Below are 23,447 nucleotides of genomic sequence, written 5' to 3'. Positions count from 1 at the left end.
GCTATGATTCAAGAGTTTTTATCTCCTCTTCAGCTATCGCTTAAAATTGCATTAGTAGCGGGATTTGTCGTGATTATTCTAGGCACTGTTATAGGAAAACTGTTATCAAGGAAACACTTTAAGGGAAAAGTGATGGTTGAAACGGTGTTGATGCTACCATTGGTCCTGCCTCCGTCCGTTGTTGGATTTTTATTGATTGTCATATTCGGAAAACACAGCCTACTCGGCCGAGCAATTGAATGGGTCTTTCAACAACCCGTTATTTTCACGTGGTGGGCAGCTGTTATTGCATCCGTTGTCGTTGCGTTTCCCCTTATGTATCAATCTGCCAAAACGGGCTTCCAAGGCGTTGATCATGAAATTGAAGACGCAGCTCGAGTAGATGGTGCAAGCGAATGGAAAGTCTTTTTCTTTATTTCCATTCCTTTAGCTTCTAAAGCTATCGTAACAGGAGGTGTGTTAAGTCTGGCAAGAGCACTCGGAGAATTTGGAGCCACTTTGATGTTTGCTGGCAATATTCCAGGTGAAACTCAAACTGTTCCTACCGCTATCTACGTCGCGATTGACTCTGGAAACATGAATCTCGCTTGGCTATGGGTTATCTCGATCGTCTTTCTTTCCTTTCTTATGCTGCTTTTTGTTCAGCTTAAACAAAAGTAAAAGGATGCCTCTTACACAAAGAGGCATCCTTTTATTTTTGTACCGCTTTTTCAATTTTACATACATCATAAATTAAAAAGGAGCTAATCAAATGTAGATCATACATTTGATTAGCTCCTGTTATAAGTAAGGTAAGCCACCAAAAATATGTATTTGGTGGAGACGGTGGGAGTCGAACCCACGTCCAGAAATATCGCCACTTAAGCGTCTACGAGTGTAGTTGGCATATTGATCATTCGCGAGCTGTTCTGCCTACCAACAGGCGTCCCAGTCGCTAGTCTGATTATTCTCTTCCTTCGTCCTCAGACGGCGAACTCCGGCGTAGCCCACTTAAAGTGAGTCCCTTACCCTACCACATGGGCGATGGAGGGAGGAACCGCTAAGCTACTATTATGCAGCTAAAGCGAAGTTATTGTTAGATTTGCCAGTTATTATTGGCGTTGATGTTTTAACGAGGCCATCTCCTCGACTCGCAACCTAAGCTCGAACTATCCCTGTCGAATCCGTAACGTCCCCATATAAAAGGGAGTCGGAATGTGTAAGAAAAATTCTTACATCAGATAGCGACTTCAGTGTGCAAAATGAAATCTAACTGATAACAATATTTATTATATCACAAAATGAGCATTTTGCAATTGTAAGATTTTGTAATTTTACATCTTTTGACTATCACGAAATGCTCGTTCGATATCACGCTTGGCTTCTTTACGCTTTAAGTCTTCACGCTTATCATATTTCTTTTTACCCTTACCAAGCCCTAGTAAAACCTTTGCGTATCCATTTTTCAAATACACTTTTAACGGAACTAGTGAATAACCTGTTTCTTTTGAATAGCCAATTAGCTTGCTGATTTCGCGTTTATGCAGCAATAGCTTTCGTGTACGAAGTGGCTCATGATTGTATCGATTTCCTTGTTCGTAAGGACTAACGTGCATATTGTGTAAAAATACTTCTCCGTTTTGCACACGAGCAAAAGAGTCCTTTAAATTCACACGACCATTACGAATTGATTTAATTTCCGTTCCTTGTAGAACAATACCCGTCTCATATGTTTCTTCAATAAAAAAGTCGTGGCGGGCTTTTTTGTTTTGTGCAATTAATTTCCCTTCACCTTTTGGCATAAAACGTTCCTTCCCTTCAGCCGTACTTACGTATATGTATGATATTATGTATCATTTTACTGTATGGAAATCTAAACAACAACTAAAACGTTTAATAGAGCTGTTTTGAAGCAGAAGGTCTATCCTTCTGCTTCACTGCTGTCGATTATTTGCGCTTTTTCTTTTTGCGCTTAACGTTTGGAGCGCCTTCGAAGAATCTTTTTTTCTTTTTCTTCTTTGGTTTTTGAGTAGACCACTCTTCATTTTTGCTTCGGCTGCCCTCTCGACCTTTTCCTTTATCATCTTTGCGTGACTTTTGTTTTGCCTTAATCACTTTAGGACGATCTTTAGATAAGCGTTTGCGGCCTTCTTTCATTCCCACAATAACAAAGTCCACTGAACGCTCGTCTTTATTCACATCGGCAACTTTCACTTCAATTTCGTCTCCAATTCGGAAGACGTTGCCCGTTCTTTCTCCAATCATCGCATAATGACGTTCGTCGTAACGATAATAGTCATCCGTTAAGTCACTAACATGAACTAACCCTTCAATCGTATTTTCCAGCTCCACGAACATCCCAAAGTTTGTAACAGAGCTAATAATACCATTGAATACTTCCCCAATTTTATCAGCCATAAACTCAGCTTTTTTCATATCGTCCGTTTCTCGCTCAGCGTCAACTGAACGACGTTCCATATTAGAAGAATGCTCAGCAACATCAGGCAGAAGCTCGCGCCATTTTTCTTGCGTTTGCTGATCTGTTTTTCCTTCAATTAAATACGTACGAATGAGACGATGAACGATTAAATCCGGATAACGACGGATTGGAGACGTAAAATGCGTATAGAATTCAGCTGATAAACCAAAGTGGCCTAAACTTTCTGCTTCATATTTCGCTTGTTTCATCGAACGAAGCATAACAGTTGAAATAACCATCTCTTCAGGCGTACCCTTTACTTCTTCTAAAATATCTTGCAGCGCACGCGGATGAATATCGTTGCCTGTCCCTTTCACTGTATAACCAAAGTTTGTAATAAACTCTAAGAAACGAGTAAGCTTCTCTGCATCTGGATCTTCATGAATACGATAAATAAACGGTACGTTCATCCAGTGAAAATGTTCTGCTACTGTTTCATTCGCCGCCAGCATAAATTCTTCGATTAGCTTTTCAGCAACTGAACGTTCACGCAAAATAACATCGTGAGGATGTCCATCATCATCTACCAATACTTTTGCTTCTTTGAAATCAAAATCAATGGCACCGCGATCCATTCTCTTTTTACGAAGAATAGCTGCCAGCTTTTCCATACGCTCAAACATCGGAACGATTGGCTCGTAGCGTTCTAACACTTCTTCATCTTTATCCACTAAGATTTTGTTCACATCTGAATACGTCATTCGTTCTGTCGTTTTGATGACACTTTCAAAAATCTCATGTTTTACTACTTCACCTTGTGGATTAATTTCCATCTCACAAGAAAGTGTAAAACGGTTAACTTTTGGATTTAATGAGCAGATTCCGTTAGATAAACGGTGAGGAATCATCGGAATAACTCGGTCTACTAAATAGACGCTTGTTCCGCGCTCTGCTGCTTCTACATCAATCGGAGAACCTTCTTTAACGTAGTGACTTACATCTGCAATATGAACACCTAATTTGTAGTTTCCGTTTTCAAGCTCTGTAACCGTTACAGCGTCATCCAAATCTTTTGCATCTGCTCCGTCAATGGTTACAATAACTTGATCCCGAAGATCGCGACGGTTACCGATATCTTTTTCATCAATCGTCTCAGGTGTATCAATTGCTTGCGTTAAAGCGTCAGCAGGAAATTCTTGAGGAAGACCGTGCTTATGGATGACAGAAATGATATCGATCCCCGGATCGTTTTTATGTCCAAGAATTTGAACAACTTTTCCTTCTGCATTCATGCGGCCTTCCGGATAGGTTGTGAGCTCTACTACTACTTTATGGCCTTCAACTGCACCGTTTCTTGCTGCTTTGGGAATAAAGATATCACCTGCAATTTTTTTGTCATCCGCAATCACAAAGCCGAAATTCTTGCTTTGCGTATACGTACCTACAATTTGCTGGGTACCTCGTTCTAAGATTTTTACAATGGTTCCTTCACGACGAGCACCTGATGATTCTGATAACACTCTTGCAAGCACAATATCTCCGTGCATAGCATTGTTTGTTTCAGTAGGGGGAATAAATACATCACCCGCATCTTTTTCTTCAGGAACTACGAACGCAAACCCTTTTGCATGTCCGCTTACTTTCCCTTTGACAAAATTCATTTGTTCCGGCAGCCCGTAGCGGTCATTTCTTGCTCGGATAATTAAACCCTTCTCTTCCATAATAACAAGTGCCTTAACAAACTCTTTGAATGACTCTGCATCCTCCGTATTAAATTCTTTTGCAAGCTCTTGGACAGTCAAAGGTTTGTAATTATCCCTTTTCATAAAATCCAATATTTCATTCATATAGGGCTGATTTTCTTCTTTCACATCATGTCCCTCCTTTTTCCTTATTCGTATTATCTCTATTACCAATCAAGTGATTCCAAAAATGCATATACATCCTCGTGAAGCTGATCTCGCTCTTTATCAAAGGTAATGGTATGACCAGATTCTTCGTACCACTTTATATCTTTTGTAGGAGACTCGACGCTATTATAAATAATATTGGCGCTGTCTGTATTAATCATATGATCATGACGACCTTGTACAACAAATGTCGGTGCATAAATCATATCAACTGAATTTCGCACTTCAGCGATTAATTCCTGTAAAGACTTTAACGTGTTCATTGGTGTTTGTTTGAACTCTTCCATTTCTTGTTCAATCTGTTCAGACGATTTACCTTCACGCTTTTTATATTCGCGTGCATACGCTAAAACACCTTCATACATGACTTCTTCACTCTTTATATACATAGGCGCGCACATAGGCACAATACCCTTTATAGGTACAGTGTAACCTAATTTCAGTGAAAATACGCCACCTAGTGAAAGACCTACAGCGGCAATACTTTCATGGCCTTTACTTTTTAAAAACTCATAGCCTTCCATGACATCTTTCCACCAATCTTTTGGACCAGTATGAACAAGCTCTTCAGGCGCTACACCGTGTCCTTTATAGTGAGGTGCGTGGCATGTGTATCCTTTTTTCTCTAAAAAACGACCTAACATACGAACATCAGCAGAATTTCCGGTAAAACCGTGAAGTAATAAAACAGCCTTTTCGCCGCCTTCAAATGTAAATGGCTTTGGTTGTGCAATTTTCATATATCATTTAACTCCTTTTAGTTATAATATCTGCAGTCATAATAGAAAAAAACATGTATTTATGTGACGGTCATCACATAACAAGAGATGTGTCCGTCAACTTTTACGCTTTTATACTATATTTAGTACTTTTTTCTAAAGCTATATTATATCATTACTTAAAAATGAAATTAAAGTATTCAACACGCCCATTAAAAAAGCCACCTAATACATAAGTTGGTATACACCAAGTACGTATGCATTAGGTGGCAGTCTATCCAGTAACATATTAAAGTTTGAAATAAGATACAGCAAGTGTTAACGCAAAGAATAAGATAGATAACACTACTGTCAAACGGTGTAAAACTAAGTCAATTCCACGTGCTTTTTGTTTTCCAAATAACGTTTCAGCTCCACCGGAAATAGCTCCAGATAATCCAGTAGTTTTGCTTGATTGTAAAACGACCACAACAATCAATGCAATTGAAACAATCACTAGCAAAGTAATCAGCAATGTATGCACTAAGACACACCTCCTACACCAAGTAATAGTCAATCAGCGGGGTTTCTTCATCCCTTCTGATTGGCATTACCGGGGATAAAGTACGCGCACTACGCTAAGGTTAATTTATCATAAAAAACCCTCTCATACAAGTAATGACAGCGAAATACACCGGATTTTAACATAAAAAAACGGATGACAATCGTCATCCGTTTTTTATGATTTCAACTTATTTTTTTAAGTTGTAGAAAGATTTAGCGCCATCGTATACAGCTAGAACACCTAGCTCGTCTTCGATGCGTAGTAATTGGTTGTATTTCGCAATACGGTCTGTACGGCTCATAGAACCAGTTTTGATTTGACCAGCATTTGTTGCAACAGCGATATCAGCGATTGTTGCATCTTCAGTTTCACCAGAACGGTGAGAAACTACTGCTGTGTAACCAGCACGTTTAGCCATTTCAATAGCTTCGAACGTTTCAGTTAATGTACCAATTTGGTTAACTTTGATAAGGATAGAGTTACCTACGCCTTGTTCGATACCTTGAGAAAGTTTTTTCGTGTTTGTTACGAATAAATCGTCACCAACAAGCTGTACTTTGCCGCCAATGCGCTCAGTTAATAGCTTGTGACCATCCCAGTCATTTTCGTCTAAACCGTCTTCGATTGAAACGATTGGGAATTCGTTAACTAACTGCTCGTAGAAATCTACCATTTCAGCAGAAGTTACGCCTGTACGACCTTCGCCTGCTAAGTCATATTTACCAGTTTCTTTGTTGAAGAATTCAGAAGAAGCAACGTCCATACCTAATTGGATGTCTTGACCAGCTTTGTAGCCAGCTTTTTCGATTGCTTCAACAATTACTTCTAATGCTTCACGGTTAGAACCAAGGTTTGGAGCGAATCCACCTTCGTCACCTACAGCTGTGTTTAAGCCTTTTGCAGATAAAACAGATTTTAACGCGTGGAATACTTCAGCACCCATACGGATTGCTTCTTTGAATGTAGGAGCTCCTACAGGTAAAATCATGAACTCTTGGAAGTCAACGTTGTTATCAGCATGAGAACCACCGTTGATGATGTTCATCATTGGAGTTGGTAATTGCTTCGCGTTGAATCCACCAAGGTAACGATATAATGGAAGACCTACGAAATCAGCTGCTGCGTGAGCTACTGCCATAGATACACCAAGGATAGCGTTAGCACCTAATTTACCTTTGTTTTCCGTACCATCTAGCTCAATCATAAGGCGGTCGATACCGATTTGATCAGTTGCGTCCATACCTACTAATTCAGGAGCGATAATTTCGTTTACGTTTTCTACTGCTTTTAATACACCTTTACCTAGGTAGCGAGATTTGTCACCATCGCGTAATTCTACTGCTTCGTGTTCACCAGTAGAAGCACCACTTGGTACGATTGCGCGTCCGAAAGCGCCTGATTCAGTATATACTTCTACTTCAACTGTTGGGTTACCGCGAGAATCTAATACTTCGCGTGCATAAATGTCAAGAATTGTTGGCATTTTAAAACTCTCCTTTATAATTAATTATTTAATTAATGTTTTACCTGTCATTTCTTTTGGCTGTGCTACATCTAGAAGAGTAAGCATTGTAGGAGCTAGATCCCCTAGAATACCGTCTTCACGAAGCTCTAAGCCTTGTTTTGTTACAATTACCGGAACAGGATTCGTTGTATGAGCCGTCATTGGATTACCTTCAAGTGTAATCACTTCATCAGCATTACCATGGTCTGCTGTGATAATTGCTGTACCGCCTTTAGCTAAAATTGCATCTACAATTTTGCCTAAGCACTCATCTACTGTTTCAATCGCTTTTACCGTTGGTTCTAACATACCTGAATGACCTACCATATCAGGGTTTGCAAAGTTTAATAAAATAGCGTCCTGCTTGTCGCCCTCGATTTCTGCAAGCAACGCGTCCGTCACTTCATAAGCACTCATCTCAGGTTTCAAGTCATATGTTGCTACTTTTGGTGAATCGATTAAGATACGTGTTTCACCAGGAAACTCTGCTTCACGTCCACCGCTCATAAAGAACGTTACGTGAGGATATTTTTCCGTTTCAGCAATACGAAGCTGCTTTAAGTTATTTTGAGATAATACTTCACCAAGCGTATTATCTAAGTTAATTGGCTTAAAGGCTACATATCCGTCAACTGTTTCGCTGAAGTGAGTTAGACATACAAAATGTAAGTTTTTCGGATGTTTCTCACCGCGATCAAATGAGCGGAAATCTTCGTTTGCGAACGTATTTGAAATTTGAATTGCGCGATCGGGACGGAAGTTGTAGAAAATGACTGCATCTTCGTCTTGAATTGTCGCAACTGGCGATCCGTCTTCCTTTGTAATAACAGAAGGTAAAACGAATTCGTCATAGATTCCATTTTCATATGAATCTTTTACGCACTCTTCAGCGCTTGTATATGATGGACCTTCACCGTACACCATTGCGCGGTATGATTTCTCTACGCGCTCCCAGCGTTTGTCGCGGTCCATTGAGTAGTAACGTCCTGAAAGTGTTGCAATTTCACCAACGCCGTACTCTTCAATTTTTTCATTAAGTTCTTTTAAATACGTTTCAGCAGATTGAGGTGCTACGTCACGACCATCTAAGAAGCCATGAATGTAGACTTTTTCTAAGCCTTCACTCTTAGCTAGACGCAATAATGCATAAAGATGTTCGATATGACTGTGTACACCGCCATCAGATAAAAGTCCGAAAAGATGAAGGTTTGTACCCTTTTCTTTTGCGTGCTTTACAGCTGCTACAAGCGTTTCGTTTTGTTCAAACTCGCCTTCACGAATTGCTACGTTTACACGAGTTAAGCTTTGGTACACAATTCGGCCTGCACCGATGTTTAAGTGACCTACTTCAGAGTTACCCATTTGGCCTTCCGGTAAGCCTACAGCTTCTCCAGACGCCTGAAGTGTAGCATGAGGATACTCGTTCCAGAAACGGTCGAAGTTTGGTTTTTTTGCATGTGTTACCGCATTACCTTTATCTTCATCGCGTAATGCAAAACCATCTAAGATGATTAATGCTACTGGCTTTTTACTCATTACTTACCAGCCTCCAAAAGCTGTAAGAAAGAATCTGCTTCTAAGCTTGCTCCACCTACTAAAGCTCCGTCAATGTCTGATTGAGACATATATTCTTTAATATTAGCAGGTTTTACGCTACCGCCGTATTGAATACGTACAGCATCTGCAACATCTTGAGAGAATTGTTCTGCAACAACGCTACGGATGTATGCACAAACTTCGTTTGCACCTTCAGCAGTTGAAGATTTACCTGTACCGATTGCCCAGATTGGCTCATATGCGATAACCGTTTGTTTTACTTGCTCATCAGTTAGACCAGCTAATGCTTTTTGTACTTGATTAGCTACAACTGTTTTTGTTTGGTCTTGTTCATACTCTTCGTTTGTTTCACCGCAGCAAACGATTGGTGTTAAACCGTGTTTGAATGCAGCAATTGTTTTTTGGTTTACTGTTTCGTCCGTTTCAGCAAACATTTCACGACGTTCAGAGTGTCCTAAAATTACGTAGTTCACACCTAGGTCTGCTAATGCAACAGGGCTCACTTCTCCAGTGAACGCACCGTTTTCTTCGAAGTGCATGTTTTGTGCACCAATTTTTAAGTCTGTGCCTTTAGTCGCTTCTACTAAACGATCTAAAAATAGTGCAGGTGCACATACTACTGAATCTACGCTTTCAGGAGATGGTACTGCTCCTTTTACTTCTTCAACAAAGCTAGTTGCTTCAGAAAGTACTTTGTTCATTTTCCAGTTTCCTGCAATAATTGGTTTACGCATGTGTAACACCGTCCTTTGTTTATTGTGGGTTTTCACTTCACGCGTTAGATGTCCAAGAGGGTGCTGTTAAAAGTGATTCGGTCCCTTTTATCTCTTGGTCATCCTTCTTCGCTGCTTGATAATTATTTATATTATCAGTCGTCAGGTCGGTCCTCCGTCTTACTGAAACATAAACTTACTTATCGTTTAGTGCAACTACGCCTGGAAGTTCTTTACCTTCCATAAACTCTAGTGACGCACCGCCACCTGTAGAAATATGGCTCATTTTATCAGCTAGGTTGAATTTTTCAACAGCTGCTGCAGAGTCTCCTCCGCCGATTACTGAATATGTGTCAGTTGCTTCTGCTAAAGCTTCAGCTACTGCTTTTGTTCCATTAGCAAATGCGTCTAATTCAAATACACCCATTGGTCCATTCCAAATAACTAACTTAGAGTTTTTGATTACGTCAGCATAGATTTCACGCGTTTTCGGTCCTGCGTCTAAGCCTTCCCAATCGCTTGGAATGTTTTCAATTGATACAACTTGAATATTAGCATCATTTGAGAAGTCATCTGCTACTACCACGTCCACTGGCATGTAGAAGTTTACTCCGTTTTTCTTAGCTTTTTCCATGAAAGATTTTGCAAGTTCAATCTTGTCTTCTTCAAGAAGTGATTTACCTACTTCATGGCCTAGTGCCTTAATAAATGTGTAAGAAAGTCCTCCACCGATGATTAAGTTATCTACTTTATCAAGTAAGTGGTCAATTACACCGATTTTGTCTTTAACTTTTGCTCCACCAACGATTGCAGTAAATGGACGTTCTGGGTTCGATAATGCTTTTGAAAGCACATCAAGCTCTTTTTCCATTAAGAAACCTGCTACTGCTGGAATGTGTTGAGCAATTCCTTCTGTTGAAGCATGCGCACGGTGAGCTGCACCGAATGCATCGTTTACGTATACATCTGCTAATTCAGCAAACGCTTTTGCTAATTCAGGATCGTTTTTCTCTTCGCCTGGGTAAAAACGTACGTTTTCAAGTACTAAAACATCGCCTTCGCTCATGCCGTCGATTGTTTTCTTTACTTCTTCACCAAAAGCTTCGTCAGCTTTTGCAACGTCTTTACCAAGAAGAGCTTGTAAACGTTCTGCAACAGCATTTAGACGTAATTCTTCAACAACTTCGCCTTTTGGACGTCCAAGATGGCTAGCTAAAATTACTTTTGCACCTTGTTCTACTAAATATTGAATAGTAGGAACAGCTGCACGAATACGAGTTTCGTCTGTTACTTTTCCGTCTTTCATTGGTACGTTAAAGTCTACGCGACAAAATACTCGCTTTCCTTTTACATCGATGTCTTTCAACGTTTTTTTGTTCATCGTTAAAAGGCCTCCTTAAGTATTTATGGTACTAAGCAAGTAGGCTTCTATGTAATCATCAATCCACAAACCAACGTACATTTCATTTTATATATTGGCGCCTTTCTATATAAAGTGAAACTCGAGTTAGCTGTTTATGACGCTTTTTCATGTAGAAGCCAATACATAAATCAAGGAAGAGGGGGTATGCCCCTCTCTTCCTTAGCAAGTCTTATTATAGTCGTTCTATTTTCAGATATCCAATAAAAAAGGAAAGTCTAGTCGATTTCTGTCTTATTGAATCAAATAGAAGCGAATTTTAAGTTATTCTTATAGTCCTTTAGCAGCGATGTATTGAGCAAGGTCTACTACACGGTTAGAATATCCGCTCTCGTTATCGTACCAAGAGATAACTTTAACCATGTTACCTTCCATTACCATTGTAGATAATGCATCGATTGTAGAAGAGTTGATGTTACCATTGTAGTCACCAGATACTAGTGGCTCTTCGCTGTAACCAAGGATGCCTTTAAGATCACCTTCAGCAGCTTCTTTAAGAGCGTTGTTTACATCTTCAACAGTTACTTCTTTATCAAGTTCAGCAACTAAGTCTACTAAAGAAACGTTTGGAGTTGGAACACGCATAGCTCCACCGTTTAATTTACCTTTTAATTCAGGTAATACTAGAGATACAGCTTTAGCAGCACCAGTTGAAGTTGGGATGATGTTTTCAGCAGCTGCACGAGCACGACGGTAATCTTTGTGTGGTAAGTCTAAGATTTGTTGGTCGTTTGTGTAAGAGTGAACTGTTGTCATCATTCCGCGTTTAAGACCGAACTTGTCGTTTAACACTTTAGCAAATGGCGCTAAGCAGTTAGTTGTACAAGAAGCATTTGAAATTACGTTGTGGTTAGCTGCATCGTATTTGTCTTCGTTAACACCCATTACGATTGTGATGTCTTCATCAGATGCTGGAGCAGAGATAATTACTTTTTTAGCTCCTGCTTCTAAGTGTTTTGCAGCGTCAGCGCGTTTTGTGAAGAATCCAGTAGATTCAACAACGATTTCTACGCCTTGTTTGCCCCAAGATAATTGAGCTGGGTCGCGTTCAGCAGAGATTTCGATTGTTTTACCGTTTACTACTAAGTTGCTACCATCTACTACTACTTCTGCATCTAATTTTCCGTGTACAGAATCATATTTTAAAAGGTGAGCAAGCATGTTAGCATCTGTTAAGTCGTTGATTGCTACTACTTCAACGTTATCATTTTTTAAAGCTGCGCGGAATACATTACGGCCGATACGACCAAATCCGTTAATACCAATTTTTACTGCCATGGGTATTTCCTCCTTGAATGTAAAAAGTATTTTTTTATATGAGGGATTAATTAAAATCCCTTACTAACTCTTTTGCGGCGCCTTCATCTGTAATGAGAATCGAATCATGCGCTTGTTGCATAAACGCTTTAATTGCCTTTGCTTTTGATGAACCTCCTGCAACAGCAATAACACATTTATTGTTCTTTAAATCATCGAGTTGTATGCCAACTGTTTTAACTTTATGAACAACTTCGCCTTGATGATTAAAATAGTATCCAAATGCCTCACCTACAGCATGTCCATTTTTCACTTTTTCTAAGTCAGCTTGTGGTGTTTTACGGCGTTCTGCCATTGTCATAGCGTCTCCTATTCCGTGAACAACCATACCAGCGGACTTGATTAAATGAAGCATGTCTTTAATAGATGGCTCACCGATAATGGATCGGTATGCTTCATCACTAAGCTGATCTGGAACATGAAGCAAGCGATAGTGACTCATGGACTTTTCAGCCATCTTAGCACAAATCGTGTTTGCTTGGTTTTGTACATTTTCACCTAGCCCTCCGCGAGCAGGTACAAAAAGTACATCAGGGTGTTTTGAATCAGGTGTCATCATTTCGGCAACGGCGGCAAGCGTTGTACCACCTGTAACAGCAACGGTATTTTTTTCACCAACAAGGCGCTCCTTGATACACGAAACAGATGCTCGACCCATTTCATTTTTGACCCAAGGAGACTGATCACTATCTCCAGATACAACAACAACTTCTGATAAAGAAAACGCCTCTTTTAATGTTGTTTCCAATAATCGAAGTCCTGAAACTTCCTTCATTACTTCTTCTAACTCAGCTAGAAGTAGTTCTCCCTCGTTTGTAAGCGTCATCCCACTAGGGTAAATGTCAATCAAATCTTGTTCTTTTAAGAATGTTACTTCGCTTCGTAACACACGCTCTGTTAGCCCAAGGCTTACAGCTAAGTTTCTGCGGCCAATCGGCTGCATTAAACGTATGTATTGCAAGATTTGATAGCGCTTTTGCATAACTGAGAGAAGTTCAGGTAATAATTTTCGTTGTACTTCTATTAAAGAACGCATGTTAAAATCCCCTTAAGGCATAAACTTGCTGGACATATTTTGTCCCATATAGACATATTATGTCCCACCTTGCGCAAAAAAAATTCACCCTGCTACAAAATCTATTCTAACAGGAGTGAATCCTTTATTCAACTCATGTGTTGCCTATTTTTAAAAGTAAGCGTTTTCTTAATGGAATACCTGTTATTTTTCCATATTCCACTTCTTCTCCATCCATTTCTACTACAGGAATCGCAAGGTGATACTTTTCCAGCCACTCATCGTTCTTGTAAATATCTCGTTCCATAAGCTGAAAGGGAAACTCAGACTGCATCTCTGCAAGCAGCTTCTTTGCATCATCGCATAAATGACAGCCATTTTTGGTATATAGTACGACTTCCACATTCCCACTCCTTTACTGCGTGACAAAAAGTTTTCGTTGACTGGATGGTAGAACGTTTAATTGGTCTCGATATTTGGCCACCGTTCTTCTTGAAATAGTAACGTTATAATTGCTTTGCAAGACGTTAGCCAACTGCTGATCTGAAAGCGGACGCTGTTTGTTTTCTTCTGATACTAGCTTTTTAAGCAGTTCTTTTACGTGAGTTGTAGAAGTCGCTTCGTTGTTGCCCAGTTGAATACTAGTTGAGAAAAAAGATTTCATTGAAAAGGTGCCAAAAGGCGTTTGAATATATTTGTGCCGAGTAGCACGGCTAATCGTTGATTCATGCACAGAGGTTTGTTCCGCTACTTCCTTCATCGTTAACGGCTTCAAATACGAAGGGCCCTTTTTAAAAAATGCTTCTTGTTCAACGAGTAAAGTATTCATTAATGCGTTTAATGTGTCTTTGCGTGTGTGTAAACTTTTCATAATCCATTGAAATTCACGATATTTCTCTTGCAAATAAGAAAACATTTCTTGGTTCTGCTTATTTTTCAGCTGAAGTTTGTATTGTTCGTTCACTGAAAGACGAGGTTCCAAATCCTCATTTGCATAAGCAACGACATTTCCATCTTCAATTTTCACAATAAAATCCGGTACAATGAATCGTTCATTGGACTTCATATAAAATGATCCAGGACGAGGATTTAATTTCTTAATCTGTTCATGTAATTGTTGAAGAGCTTCAAGTGAGATTTGACATAACTTTGAGATTTTCATCCATTTTTTATAAGCAAATTCCTCAAAGTGATGTGTCAAAATTTGCTCTATTTTTTCTGTCCATTGATTACTTCTTTTTAATTGGAGCATTAAGCACTCCTGTAAACTTCTCGCCCCTACTCCTGCCGGGTCCATCTGCTGCACAAGTTGAAGAGCCTTTTCAACCTGCTCTTGATCTTGGCCAAGCTGGTTAGCAAGTATGATTAACTCATCGTGCAAATAGCCAGCATCATCCAGACTATGAATAACAAACTCAACGGCTGCCTGCTCACATTCATCTAATTTTAATAATGCGGATTGATTCATTAAATGTTCGTACAGCGTTTCTTTAGGAGCTGGTATACTGCTCATATAATCTGTTGAATCAGAAGTTGCATGATTTTTTTGATTGTGAGATGTATTGACGGGCAGCTCTGAAAAATCTATAAGCGGATTTTGAAGCGCCTGCTCATGTAAAAACGCTACAATATCCATCGATGAATATTGTAAAAGAGAAATAGCTTGTGATAATTCTTTTGACATCGTCAGTTTTAACGACTGCTGCTGAAATAATCCAATCTCCATTATTTCTCCCCTCCCCTTCATCTATTTTACTATAAAAACGCTTTCAAAGAGCATGTAACTATTTTTTATATGTAATTTTTTCATCAAAAAATCTCCGTCAACCTTTGTTAACGAAGCATTTCATCCTATTTTTAGTTACTAACCATCAAAAAAGTAATAGAGCTATACACCTTTATAACTTTTCATTATAATTCGCGCCTACTACATGATCCGAGTACTAATTCGACATGACGTTTTCTTCGTCATGTCGAATTTTCTGCATTTGTATAATATATAGAAGAATTGCTTATTGAATAGTTTGTGCCATTTGCATAAACTTGTCTAAGTTTTCTGCGTCATTTTTCGTAAAAATGGTTAGCTTCATTGGTTTCTTTCCTTTAACCAACACGGCGTTTACCGTATGATCGCCAGATGTGGCTTCATACCAAACAGAATCTTTGAAGATTCCATTCTCTTCAAGATTCTTTTTCTCTGCTGCATTTTTATTAACTGCTGTTGCCGTTTGTTTAACAGATTGAGCAGCGTCATCCAGCGATGCTTCTGATGAAAGCATTTCAATACGCATAAATTGAGAATCATCTGAAGTTAACACTAACGCATCTTTTCCAGGTTCTTCACCCGTTAGTTTATAGCCGTCCATTACTTGAATAGAATAATCTTGTTCTGGGCTTTTTGTTAGTTTTGTTTCTGAAGAAGACCTTGACTGTCCACCTTCCGCCGTTTCGCTAGTCGATGATTGACTTCCTGAAGGTTCGGCTGAGACCTCAGCAGAATCCGCATCTTTTTTCGACTCTTCTTTTGCAGCGCCTGATGTTTGATCAGATTTAGAAGCTGTATCCTGCTGAACATTTTCTGCTTGATCATTAGACTTCGGCTGAGCAGAATCTTCGTTCGTCCCGCATGCAGATAGTAATAGGGCTACCGATGCACTGACAATGAAAAGTTTGTTCATGTATTTCATATTTATTCCTCCTCCGTGTTTCTTTTCCTTATATACTGTTTTATAGTATTCTGACAAATTCCGCAACCGGTACAATGGAATTAATTTCTTGCTTCCTTACGCGTATAAAGGGTTATAGAAGGAAAATAAATATTATTTTTTGAGAAGATGAGCCTTTTTACTCAAAATAAAAAACGTTGCGTAATCCGCAACGTTTTAAGACGCCCTCGACAGGATTCGAACCCACCCTAAGAGAACCGGAATCTCTTGTGCTATCCACTACACTACGAGGGCATATTTGTCACAACTTCCATTATAGGAGAGAAAACTTCTCTTTTCAATAGAATACTACGTTTATTTTTTTTAGAAGGGGGAAAAATTTTAATAATGTCAAAGAGGAATACATAGTCTTTTAAGCGAATATGTGTAGTAGAGGTTCTTTTGTTTGACCTTTATTGACCATACGTGTATTATAGGTACATAACAAATTATTCTTGTTAAGGAGGAATTTAATATGAACTTAATTCCTACAGTTATTGAACAAACAAACCGTGGTGAACGTGCTTATGACATTTATTCACGTTTATTAAAAGACCGCATTATTATTTTAGGTAGTGCTATTGATGATAATGTAGCTAACTCGATCGTTTCTCAGCTTCTATTCTTAGCTGCTGAAGACCCAGAAAAAGATATCTCACTTTATATCAACAGCCCAGGTGGCTCTATTACAGCTGGAATGGCTATCTATGATACGATGCAATTCATTAAGCCAAAAGTTTCTACAATTTGTATCGGTATGGCTGCATCAATGGGTGCTTTCTTACTGGCTGCTGGTGAAAAGGGCAAACGTTTTGCTCTTCCAAACAGCGAAGTAATGATTCATCAACCTCTTGGTGGTGCTCAAGGACAAGCTACTGAAATCGAAATTGCGGCAAAACGTATTCTATTCTTACGTGAAAAACTAAATTCAATTTTAGCTGAGCGTACAGGTCAACCGTTAGAAGTGCTACAACGTGATACAGATCGTGATAATTTCATGACTGCTGAACGCGCTTTAGAATACGGTCTAATTGACAAAGTATTAGAAAACGACCCTAAATAAGAAAAAAGCCTTTCCCACTTTGGGAAAGGCTTTTTTATGCATCGTTCTCTACGTAAGCGACTAACGCATCCATTGCTTCTTTTTCATCTACCCCTTCAACAATGAGCGTAATAAGAGAACCGTTATTAATCGCTAAGCTCATTAACCCCATGATACTTTTAGCGTTGACTACTTTCTCATCTTTCTTCAAGTACACATCAGATGTAAAACGAGTTGCTTCTTGCACGAATAGTGCCGCAACACGAGCTTGTAATCCCGTTTTTAATTTTACTTCTACTTGTTTTTCCATGATAAAATCCTCCCCCTTGCAATTCCCCTTATGTGACTGGCTGACCGGCGCGAAGCTTGTCTGCTATTTGGTCAATTTTACGCAATCGATGGTTAATGCCTGATTTGCTAATTTGACCTCCAGATACCATCTCACCAAGCTCCTTTAACGTAACGTCTTGATATTCCACACGCAAACGAGCAATTTCTCTCAGCTTTTCTGGTAAGATATCTAATCCAGCTGTTTCATCAATATAACGAATGTTTTCCACTTGACGAATGGCCGCTCCGATTGTTTTGTTTAAGTTAGCTGTTTCACAATTAACTAAGCGATTAACGGAATTTCGCATATCTCGGACAATTCTTACATCCTCAAACCGTAAAAGAGCGTTATGGGCTCCAATGATATTTAGAAACTCCGTAATTTTTTCAGCTTCTTTCAAATAGTTAATATAGCCTTTTTTTCGTTCTAATGTTTTACTATTCAATTGAAATTCGTTCATTAAATTGCATAAAGCTTCGTTGTGCTCTTCATACAATGAAAAGATTTCAAGATGGTACGATGATGTCTCCGGGTTATTAATAGAGCCGCCGGCTAAAAATGCGCCTCTTAAGTAGGATCGCTTACAGCATTTCTTTTGTACTAGCTCTGGTGAAATACGATGTGTAAACGTGAATCCTTCTTCTACAATTTTTAAGTCTTCCAAAAGCATTCTTGTTTTCTCTACTAATCGAACAATATACACATTGTTTTTCTTCAGCCGCATTTTCTTACGTACAAGCAGTTCTACTGACACATCATAATTTTTCTTAAGCAGGACATAAATGCGTCGAGCAATCGCTGCATTTTCAGTTTGGACATCAACTGTGAATTTTTTATTCGAAAAAGAAAGTGAACCATTCATTCGAATTAATGCAGAGAGCTCTGCTTTTGCACAGCAATCCTTGACTTCTAAATTCGTTAACTCTTTTTTTGTTTCTGATGCAAATGACATAACTTCACCTCCAATCTACATACGGAAATAGTGTTAAACACCAGTATTCGCTTTACCTTGCAGCGATGTCAGCATAGAATACACAAGCTTTGCTACTTTTTTTGTATCATGCCTAATTACGCTGCCGTCATACTGAATAATTTGATCTTCAATCACTTCTAACCCTAATTTTAGCAATACTTCACGGTCATATTCTACAGGCTGAGCCTGCTCTACTTGATATTTCTTTTTTAAAGGTGCCGGAATAGGTGCATTATTGACAATAATCGCATCTAAAAACGCACACGGCATATGGTTGTAAAGCGCTTTAATATGATCACTTGCCTTAAAACCCAATGTCTCACCCGGCTGCGTCATCACGTTGCACACGTACACTTTCTTTGCTTTTGTCGAACAAAGCTCATTACAAATATCTTGCACCAGTAAATTCGGCAAAATACTTGTATAAAGACTTCCCGGCCCCAATACAATTAAATCGGCGCGTCGAATAGCTTTTATTGTCTCGACAAGCGGTTTCACATCGGCAGGCGATAAAAACACTTTATTAATTTTTTTATTAACTTCTGGAATTTTAGATTCACCTGTTACGATGGATCCATCTTGCATCTCCGCATGCAGCACAACACTTTGATTAGCTGCCGGAAGCACTTTCCCTCTGACGTTTAGTACTTTGCTCATTTCTCGTATAGCATGCACAAAATCGCCAGTAATAGACGTCATAGCTGCAAGCAACAAATTGCCAAGAGAATGGCCTGTAAGCTCATTTCCTGTATCAAATCGATGTTGAAAAAGCTCTTCAACTAGTGGCTCTACATCAGATAAAGCAGCTAGCACATTTCGAATATCACCAGGAGCAGGGATTTCAAGTTCATCGCGCAATCGGCCAGAACTTCCCCCGTCGTCTGCTACGGTTACGATGGCTGTAAGATCAAGAGGGTATTCCTTCAACCCTCTTAACAGCACTGGTAAACCCGTTCCTCCCCCAATGACGACAACTTTTGGAAGCTGTTCACTGCTCATCTATGATTTTCCTTTCTCCTCTCAATGTCACGATGAGAAATATGAGTTTTGTATTCATTCTGGAAATGGTGACCTAAATATTCAGCTAATGTGACGGAGCGATGCTGTCCCCCTGTACACCCTATAGCGATGACCAGCTGGCTTTTACCTTCTCGCTTGTACTGCGGAAGCATAAACGAAAGTAGGTCTACTACTTTTTCAATGAACTTTTGAGTTTCCGTCCATTTTAATACGTAAGAAGAAACCTCTTCTTCAAGCCCTGTTTTAGGACGCATATGGTCAATATAGTGAGGGTTTGGCAAAAAGCGCACATCAAAGACTAAATCAGCGTCAATAGGCACCCCGTATTTAAAACCAAATGACATCACATTAACAGTAAAAACTTGTGAAGCGTGCGAAGAAAACTGAGTTAAAATCTTTTCTCTAAGCTCTCTTGGCTTTAACTCTGATGTCTCATAAATAAGCTGAGCTCTTCCTTTTAACTCCTCAAGCAGCTCCCGTTCCATACCAATTCCTTCTAACGGTAAACCCGAAGGAGCTAGCGGATGTGAACGTCTCGTTTCTTTGTAGCGCGTCACCAGTACAGAATCTTTTGCATCTAAAAATAAAATTTGTGGCGTGACCCACGTTGTTTCACTCATGTTATCTAATGCTTCAAATAGGCTTTCAAAAAACTCTCTGCCTCGCAAATCCATAACAAGAGCAACTTTATTCATTTTATTCCCTGACTCTTTCATGAGTTCCAAAAATTTCGGTAGCAATGTAGGGGGTAAATTATCTACACAAAAGAACCCTAAATCTTCAAAACTCTGAATTGCTACTGTTTTTCCTGCACCTGACATTCCAGTAATAATCACTAATTGAATATCGCTTACAGACCCAGTACTCATTTTTCATCCCCCTCAATCTATGCATACATGTCTATTTATCATTAACAAGGATCAATTCGATAAGATAATAACTCGAAATCCGTTGTATACGTAAAGTTGCCATAAATAACACCCGACCCTTTTGCTACATAATCGATAATGTGATGATCTCCCGGGGCCATCGGCAATTCACTTACTTCACTCAAATTATGCCAACCGAGTTTGCCTTCTTCTGATTCTAGCACATTTGTCCCATCAAAATCTGTAGCAAAAAAAGTAAACATCATCCACTCAGATGAAATTTGATCGTTTTCTTTCATCGTAAATGTAAAAATACCTTTTACAGTGGGATTTTTCAAATAAATTCCTGTTTCTTCACGAAATTCTCTTACAACAGAGTCTTTTACAGATTCTCCTTGCTCCATTTTCCCACCCGGGGCCACCCACCAGTTTCTTCGTGGCTTTTGAAGCAACAATACTTTATCGTCTTTCATTAATACACAATTTGTGACCCTTTGCATGTTTTCCACCTCATCATATGTATACTGACATTTTCTTTTATTATACTACGAAACAAACTTCTCTCACAACGGAGATGAACTAACTATTACTAAATTTTCTGAAAATAAACGCTTGCTGTTATATACGTAAATTCAATCTGTTATAGTCAAAAAAAAGAGGCATAGGAACACGTCCTATGCCCGACATACATATATTTTATAAAAGGGGGTCAATTACTATCTATATAGTACCCCATCAATGTTTCACAGGTGTTACAGAACAGTTAAAACCGAATTACGTTTTGTAAACGATTGATTTCAGCCTTATTGCTGAATAGCTTTTAACTTTTCTTTTAACTCTTCTACATAGTGCTGAGCCGCTTGAGCAGCAATGCTGCCATCACCTGTAGCTGTTACAATTTGACGAAGAGCCTTTTCACGAACGTCTCCAGCTGCGAACACACCTGGTACTTTTGTTTCCATTTGCTCGTTCGTTTCAATATATCCTTCTTTATTCGTGATGTTTAGGCTTTCGAATGGTTTTGTTAGTGGAACCATTCCAACATAAATGAATACGCCGTCCGCACCAAACTCGCGCTCTTCACCTGTTTTTGTGTCTACTAACGTTACGCTGCCTACTTTACCGTCTTTTTCATTTACTTCTTTGACTGTTGTATTCCAAATAAAATCAACTTTTTCGTTGTCAAATGCACGCTGCTGTAGGATTTTCTGCGCGCGAAGCTCATCGCGTCGGTGAATAATTGTTACTTTTGTTGCGAAGCGTGTTAAATATACGCCTTCCTCAACCGCAGAGTCTCCACCGCCTACAACGACTAGCTCTTTACCTTTAAAGAATGCACCGTCACATACAGCACAATAAGATACGCCGCGGCCGCCTAGTTCTTTTTCTCCTGGCGCACCTAATTTTTTATATTCAGCACCAGTAGCAACGATTACTGAACGTGTTTTATATTCTTTGCTGCCTGCACGAACTGTCTTGTATTCTTCTCCGTCGATGATTTCTTTAATATCACCGTACGCATATTCCGCACCGAATTTTTTTGCATGCTCAAACATTTTGTTAGAAAGGTCAGGACCAAGGATATGATCATAACCTGGATAGTTTTCTACATCTTCCGTATTAGCCATTTGACCGCCTGGAATTCCGCGTTCAATCATTAGTGTTGATAAATCTGCACGAGATGTATATACAGCAGCAGTCATACCTGCTGGACCTGCCCCAATAATAATGACATCATAAATTTTTTCTTCTGTCATTTCTTTACACTCCTTTTAGGAAATTCCTTCGTAGTTGATTCCAAATTTATGGATAATTATTTCGTTACCACTATCCTAATATGTTCTTCCTATTATCGTCTATTTTTTTGCTCAATTTAATAACGTATTCACAATTTTACTGTACTTTCTAACTGTTGCAGCCGAAATGGAATATTGTTTTGCCGCATCGGCTTGAGTAGTAGACTGGTTTTGTTCTTTCGCCCATATATATGTGACGGCTGCAGCCCATGCATTTACGTTCACATGCTGAAAATCATAGGATTGTTTATATACCTGTACATATACATAAAACCAAAAGCTTAAAAGATCCTGGGTATCACTTTCAGTCTGCGATTCCATCTCCAGTTCAATAACATCTGCCACCTCAAAAATCACATGTTGTTTATCCTGCCATACATACGTATATACTTCATCCAAAAGTGTACTCATATGTATGGACGATTTGATTTCTTCTAAAAGAAGCAGACGCTGCTGTTCAGGAAGCTTTTTTGCCATATACAAGCTGTAAAGCTGATCGTGAACATTGTTTGTTGCACACTTCTTTTTCGCTGTAACATCCACTTTCGATTGAAAAACCTTCGCAGCTTTTTGACTGATGCGCCAAGGCTCCTCTCCTTCTTTATCAGGAACGTCTTCCAATGCCAGCTTCCACATTTCTTTAGCGAAGGCTTCATGTCCAGTATAGTAAGAGGCGTATGAAAGCCAATAATGAAATGAGTTGTCTCCTTGAAAACCTTGTGTATAAAGCTTTTTTAACCATCTGTATGATAGTTTGTATTGACCAATCAACGCAAATGTTGCTCCAAGCTTATAGCGGTGTTCAAATGACATCGGATAAACGCGGCTAAGCCCGTCTGTAAGCTCCTCAACTTCTTTATGCTTATGGCAATAATAATAGAAAATCAGCTGATTGCATAACGCATGAAGATTTCCAGGGTTTTTCTCCAATACTTCATTCAGCAAATCCATTGCCTCATCAATTTTATTTAAATAAAAATAAGCTAACGCTAAATTATTATATGCAGACCAGAATTCTGGATACTCATCAATTATTTCAGTTAACAAATCCACTGCTTCTTCAAAATTCGTTGCTTCAAGCAGTCGTTTTGCTTGTTCTTGTTTTATAATCAGCATGTCGCCTAGCTGATTTTTAGGCTCTTCATCTTCTTCATCCACATCAATTGATAGTAAATCTAACAGATCTGTAGCCGATCGAAAGAGGTCACCATTTGGAAAATGCTCAATGTAATACATCGCGTATTTTTTTGATTCTTCAAACAGTCCAAGATGCGCATAGCTGTTGGCTATATAGTAGTAACAGCTTCCTAATGTATCGTCCATATGATGAATCACATGGAGAAAAAGCTCGTTGGCATCTTGATAATCTCCCTGCTCCGTTAAAGCTACTCCAACGTTTGTAAGAAGCTGTGGATTACGGGCATTTTCTTTGTTTGCACGCGTTAAATACTTGAGCGCTTTATCTGACTCCTCTTCTTCAAACGCCTGCAGCGCTTTTTCGAAATAGAAGTCACCCGTTTGCGAAAATGGAATTACTTGTGCCATTTTTTGAATTACTTTTGAGTGTTTTTCCATTAAGCCCTCCAAATAAGTTGATAATTTCGACGTTCGTAG

22 protein-coding genes, 1 tRNA gene and 1 other RNA gene are annotated in these 23,447 nt (G+C 39.1%); 2 read left to right on the top strand and 22 right to left on the bottom strand.

Annotated features, from left to right (window positions below):
• The first annotated feature begins 3 nt into the window (after positions 1–3).
• Positions 4–660 (top strand): molybdate ABC transporter permease subunit, encoded by a 657-nt coding sequence (gene modB, locus ACMX9J_RS20755; protein ID WP_034264255.1) that lies wholly within the window; start codon positions 4–6, stop codon positions 658–660.
• A 154-nt stretch (positions 661–814) separates the two neighbouring features.
• Here modB and ssrA read toward each other — a convergent pair.
• From ssrA to ACMX9J_RS20680, 15 genes are all read right to left on the bottom strand, one after another.
• Positions 815–1,176, bottom strand: a transfer-messenger RNA (tmRNA) gene (gene ssrA / locus ACMX9J_RS20750).
• A gap of 137 nt (positions 1,177–1,313) precedes the next feature.
• Positions 1,314–1,781, bottom strand: coding sequence for an SsrA-binding protein SmpB (gene smpB / locus ACMX9J_RS20745; RefSeq protein WP_416226136.1), 468 nt, complete (start codon positions 1,779–1,781; stop codon positions 1,314–1,316).
• A gap of 145 nt (positions 1,782–1,926) precedes the next feature.
• Positions 1,927–4,269 (bottom strand): ribonuclease R, encoded by a 2,343-nt coding sequence (gene rnr, locus ACMX9J_RS20740; protein WP_416226135.1) that lies wholly within the window; start codon positions 4,267–4,269, stop codon positions 1,927–1,929.
• Between the two features lie 38 nt (positions 4,270–4,307).
• On the bottom strand, positions 4,308–5,048 hold the full coding sequence (locus ACMX9J_RS20735; RefSeq protein ID WP_028412056.1) for an alpha/beta hydrolase: 741 nt from the start codon (positions 5,046–5,048) through the stop codon (positions 4,308–4,310).
• Between the two features lie 268 nt (positions 5,049–5,316).
• Complete coding sequence (gene secG / locus ACMX9J_RS20730) at positions 5,317–5,550, bottom strand: preprotein translocase subunit SecG (protein WP_014457843.1); 234 nt, start codon at positions 5,548–5,550, stop codon at positions 5,317–5,319.
• 208 nt (positions 5,551–5,758) lie between these two features.
• Positions 5,759–7,054, bottom strand: a complete 1,296-nt coding sequence (gene eno, locus ACMX9J_RS20725) for a phosphopyruvate hydratase (protein ID WP_028412055.1) — start codon at positions 7,052–7,054, stop codon at positions 5,759–5,761.
• A 24-nt stretch (positions 7,055–7,078) separates the two neighbouring features.
• Entirely contained in the window at positions 7,079–8,611 is a 1,533-nt protein-coding gene (gene gpmI, locus ACMX9J_RS20720) for a 2,3-bisphosphoglycerate-independent phosphoglycerate mutase (RefSeq protein ID WP_028412054.1), read from the bottom strand.
• Positions 8,611–9,366: a triose-phosphate isomerase gene (gene tpiA, locus ACMX9J_RS20715; RefSeq protein ID WP_013085385.1), complete on the bottom strand. Its 756-nt coding sequence runs from the start codon at positions 9,364–9,366 to the stop codon at positions 8,611–8,613. Before tpiA ends, gpmI begins: the two co-directional genes overlap by 1 nt.
• Positions 9,367–9,541: 175 nt before the next feature.
• Positions 9,542–10,726: a phosphoglycerate kinase gene (locus ACMX9J_RS20710; protein ID WP_028412053.1), complete on the bottom strand. Its 1,185-nt coding sequence runs from the start codon at positions 10,724–10,726 to the stop codon at positions 9,542–9,544.
• 309 nt (positions 10,727–11,035) lie between these two features.
• Positions 11,036–12,043, bottom strand: a complete 1,008-nt coding sequence (gene gap, locus ACMX9J_RS20705) for a type I glyceraldehyde-3-phosphate dehydrogenase (protein ID WP_013059702.1) — start codon at positions 12,041–12,043, stop codon at positions 11,036–11,038.
• 46 nt (positions 12,044–12,089) lie between these two features.
• Complete coding sequence (locus tag ACMX9J_RS20700; protein WP_014457838.1) at positions 12,090–13,118, bottom strand: sugar-binding transcriptional regulator; 1,029 nt, start codon at positions 13,116–13,118, stop codon at positions 12,090–12,092.
• Positions 13,119–13,251: 133 nt separating this feature from the next.
• Entirely contained in the window at positions 13,252–13,500 is a 249-nt protein-coding gene (locus ACMX9J_RS20695; RefSeq protein WP_033580423.1) for a glutaredoxin family protein, read from the bottom strand.
• Positions 13,501–13,512: 12 nt separating this feature from the next.
• Complete coding sequence (rpoN, locus tag ACMX9J_RS20690) at positions 13,513–14,823, bottom strand: RNA polymerase factor sigma-54 (protein ID WP_028412050.1); 1,311 nt, start codon at positions 14,821–14,823, stop codon at positions 13,513–13,515.
• Between the two features lie 286 nt (positions 14,824–15,109).
• Positions 15,110–15,784: a hypothetical protein gene (locus ACMX9J_RS20685; protein WP_028412049.1), complete on the bottom strand. Its 675-nt coding sequence runs from the start codon at positions 15,782–15,784 to the stop codon at positions 15,110–15,112.
• A 201-nt stretch (positions 15,785–15,985) separates the two neighbouring features.
• Positions 15,986–16,057 (bottom strand) — tRNA-Arg (locus ACMX9J_RS20680).
• A gap of 220 nt (positions 16,058–16,277) precedes the next feature.
• Here ACMX9J_RS20680 and clpP point away from each other — a divergent pair.
• Complete coding sequence (clpP, locus tag ACMX9J_RS20675) at positions 16,278–16,865, top strand: ATP-dependent Clp endopeptidase proteolytic subunit ClpP (protein WP_013059707.1); 588 nt, start codon at positions 16,278–16,280, stop codon at positions 16,863–16,865.
• Positions 16,866–16,899: 34 nt separating this feature from the next.
• Here clpP and ACMX9J_RS20670 read toward each other — a convergent pair whose 3' ends face one another.
• The 7 genes from ACMX9J_RS20670 to ACMX9J_RS20640 form a co-directional block, all read right to left on the bottom strand.
• The gene (locus tag ACMX9J_RS20670; protein ID WP_013059708.1) at positions 16,900–17,154 is read right to left on the bottom strand and encodes an HPr family phosphocarrier protein; all 255 of its coding nucleotides are present in this window, start codon (positions 17,152–17,154) and stop codon (positions 16,900–16,902) included.
• 28 nt (positions 17,155–17,182) lie between these two features.
• Positions 17,183–18,127, bottom strand: a complete 945-nt coding sequence (gene whiA, locus ACMX9J_RS20665) for a DNA-binding protein WhiA (protein ID WP_013085390.1) — start codon at positions 18,125–18,127, stop codon at positions 17,183–17,185.
• A gap of 33 nt (positions 18,128–18,160) precedes the next feature.
• Positions 18,161–19,147, bottom strand: coding sequence for a gluconeogenesis factor YvcK family protein (locus tag ACMX9J_RS20660; protein ID WP_028412048.1), 987 nt, complete (start codon positions 19,145–19,147; stop codon positions 18,161–18,163).
• Entirely contained in the window at positions 19,144–20,037 is an 894-nt protein-coding gene (gene rapZ / locus ACMX9J_RS20655; RefSeq protein ID WP_013059711.1) for an RNase adapter RapZ, read from the bottom strand. The genes ACMX9J_RS20660 and rapZ overlap by 4 nt, the downstream gene beginning before the upstream one ends.
• Positions 20,038–20,078: 41 nt before the next feature.
• On the bottom strand, positions 20,079–20,537 hold the full coding sequence (locus ACMX9J_RS20650) for an 8-oxo-dGTP diphosphatase (RefSeq protein WP_013059712.1): 459 nt from the start codon (positions 20,535–20,537) through the stop codon (positions 20,079–20,081).
• A 303-nt stretch (positions 20,538–20,840) separates the two neighbouring features.
• The gene (gene trxB / locus ACMX9J_RS20645) at positions 20,841–21,794 is read right to left on the bottom strand and encodes a thioredoxin-disulfide reductase (protein WP_013059713.1); all 954 of its coding nucleotides are present in this window, start codon (positions 21,792–21,794) and stop codon (positions 20,841–20,843) included.
• Between the two features lie 111 nt (positions 21,795–21,905).
• Positions 21,906–23,408 (bottom strand): tetratricopeptide repeat protein, encoded by a 1,503-nt coding sequence (locus ACMX9J_RS20640; protein ID WP_176344883.1) that lies wholly within the window; start codon positions 23,406–23,408, stop codon positions 21,906–21,908.
• Positions 23,409–23,447: the final 39 nt, after the last annotated feature.

Source organism: Priestia sp. RMT2NF4 (assembly GCF_047872835.1).
Classification (GTDB): Bacteria; Bacillota; Bacilli; order Bacillales; family Bacillaceae_H; genus Priestia; species Priestia zanthoxyli.
Note: the sequence above shows the minus strand (reverse complement) of the source record. Positions and strands in the feature narration are given on the sequence as shown.

Coding starts and splice junctions, on each gene's coding strand:
- modB (WP_034264255.1), top strand. CDS start 4: ATGATTCAAGAGTTTTTATCTCCTCTTCAGCTATCGCTTAAAATTGCA.
- smpB (WP_416226136.1), bottom strand. CDS start 1,781: ATGCCAAAAGGTGAAGGGAAATTAATTGCACAAAACAAAAAAGCCCGC.
- ACMX9J_RS20735 (WP_028412056.1), bottom strand. CDS start 5,048: ATGAAAATTGCACAACCAAAGCCATTTACATTTGAAGGCGGCGAAAAG.
- eno (WP_028412055.1), bottom strand. CDS start 7,054: ATGCCAACAATTCTTGACATTTATGCACGCGAAGTATTAGATTCTCGC.
- gpmI (WP_028412054.1), bottom strand. CDS start 8,611: ATGAGTAAAAAGCCAGTAGCATTAATCATCTTAGATGGTTTTGCATTA.
- tpiA (WP_013085385.1), bottom strand. CDS start 9,366: ATGCGTAAACCAATTATTGCAGGAAACTGGAAAATGAACAAAGTACTT.
- ACMX9J_RS20710 (WP_028412053.1), bottom strand. CDS start 10,726: ATGAACAAAAAAACGTTGAAAGACATCGATGTAAAAGGAAAGCGAGTA.
- gap (WP_013059702.1), bottom strand. CDS start 12,043: ATGGCAGTAAAAATTGGTATTAACGGATTTGGTCGTATCGGCCGTAAT.
- ACMX9J_RS20700 (WP_014457838.1), bottom strand. CDS start 13,118: ATGCGTTCTTTAATAGAAGTACAACGAAAATTATTACCTGAACTTCTC.
- rpoN (WP_028412050.1), bottom strand. CDS start 14,823: ATGGAGATTGGATTATTTCAGCAGCAGTCGTTAAAACTGACGATGTCA.
- ACMX9J_RS20685 (WP_028412049.1), bottom strand. CDS start 15,784: ATGAAATACATGAACAAACTTTTCATTGTCAGTGCATCGGTAGCCCTA.
- clpP (WP_013059707.1), top strand. CDS start 16,278: ATGAACTTAATTCCTACAGTTATTGAACAAACAAACCGTGGTGAACGT.
- ACMX9J_RS20670 (WP_013059708.1), bottom strand. CDS start 17,154: ATGGAAAAACAAGTAGAAGTAAAATTAAAAACGGGATTACAAGCTCGT.
- whiA (WP_013085390.1), bottom strand. CDS start 18,127: ATGTCATTTGCATCAGAAACAAAAAAAGAGTTAACGAATTTAGAAGTC.
- ACMX9J_RS20660 (WP_028412048.1), bottom strand. CDS start 19,147: ATGAGCAGTGAACAGCTTCCAAAAGTTGTCGTCATTGGGGGAGGAACG.
- rapZ (WP_013059711.1), bottom strand. CDS start 20,037: ATGAGTACTGGGTCTGTAAGCGATATTCAATTAGTGATTATTACTGGA.
- ACMX9J_RS20650 (WP_013059712.1), bottom strand. CDS start 20,537: ATGCAAAGGGTCACAAATTGTGTATTAATGAAAGACGATAAAGTATTG.
- trxB (WP_013059713.1), bottom strand. CDS start 21,794: ATGACAGAAGAAAAAATTTATGATGTCATTATTATTGGGGCAGGTCCA.
- ACMX9J_RS20640 (WP_176344883.1), bottom strand. CDS start 23,408: ATGGAAAAACACTCAAAAGTAATTCAAAAAATGGCACAAGTAATTCCA.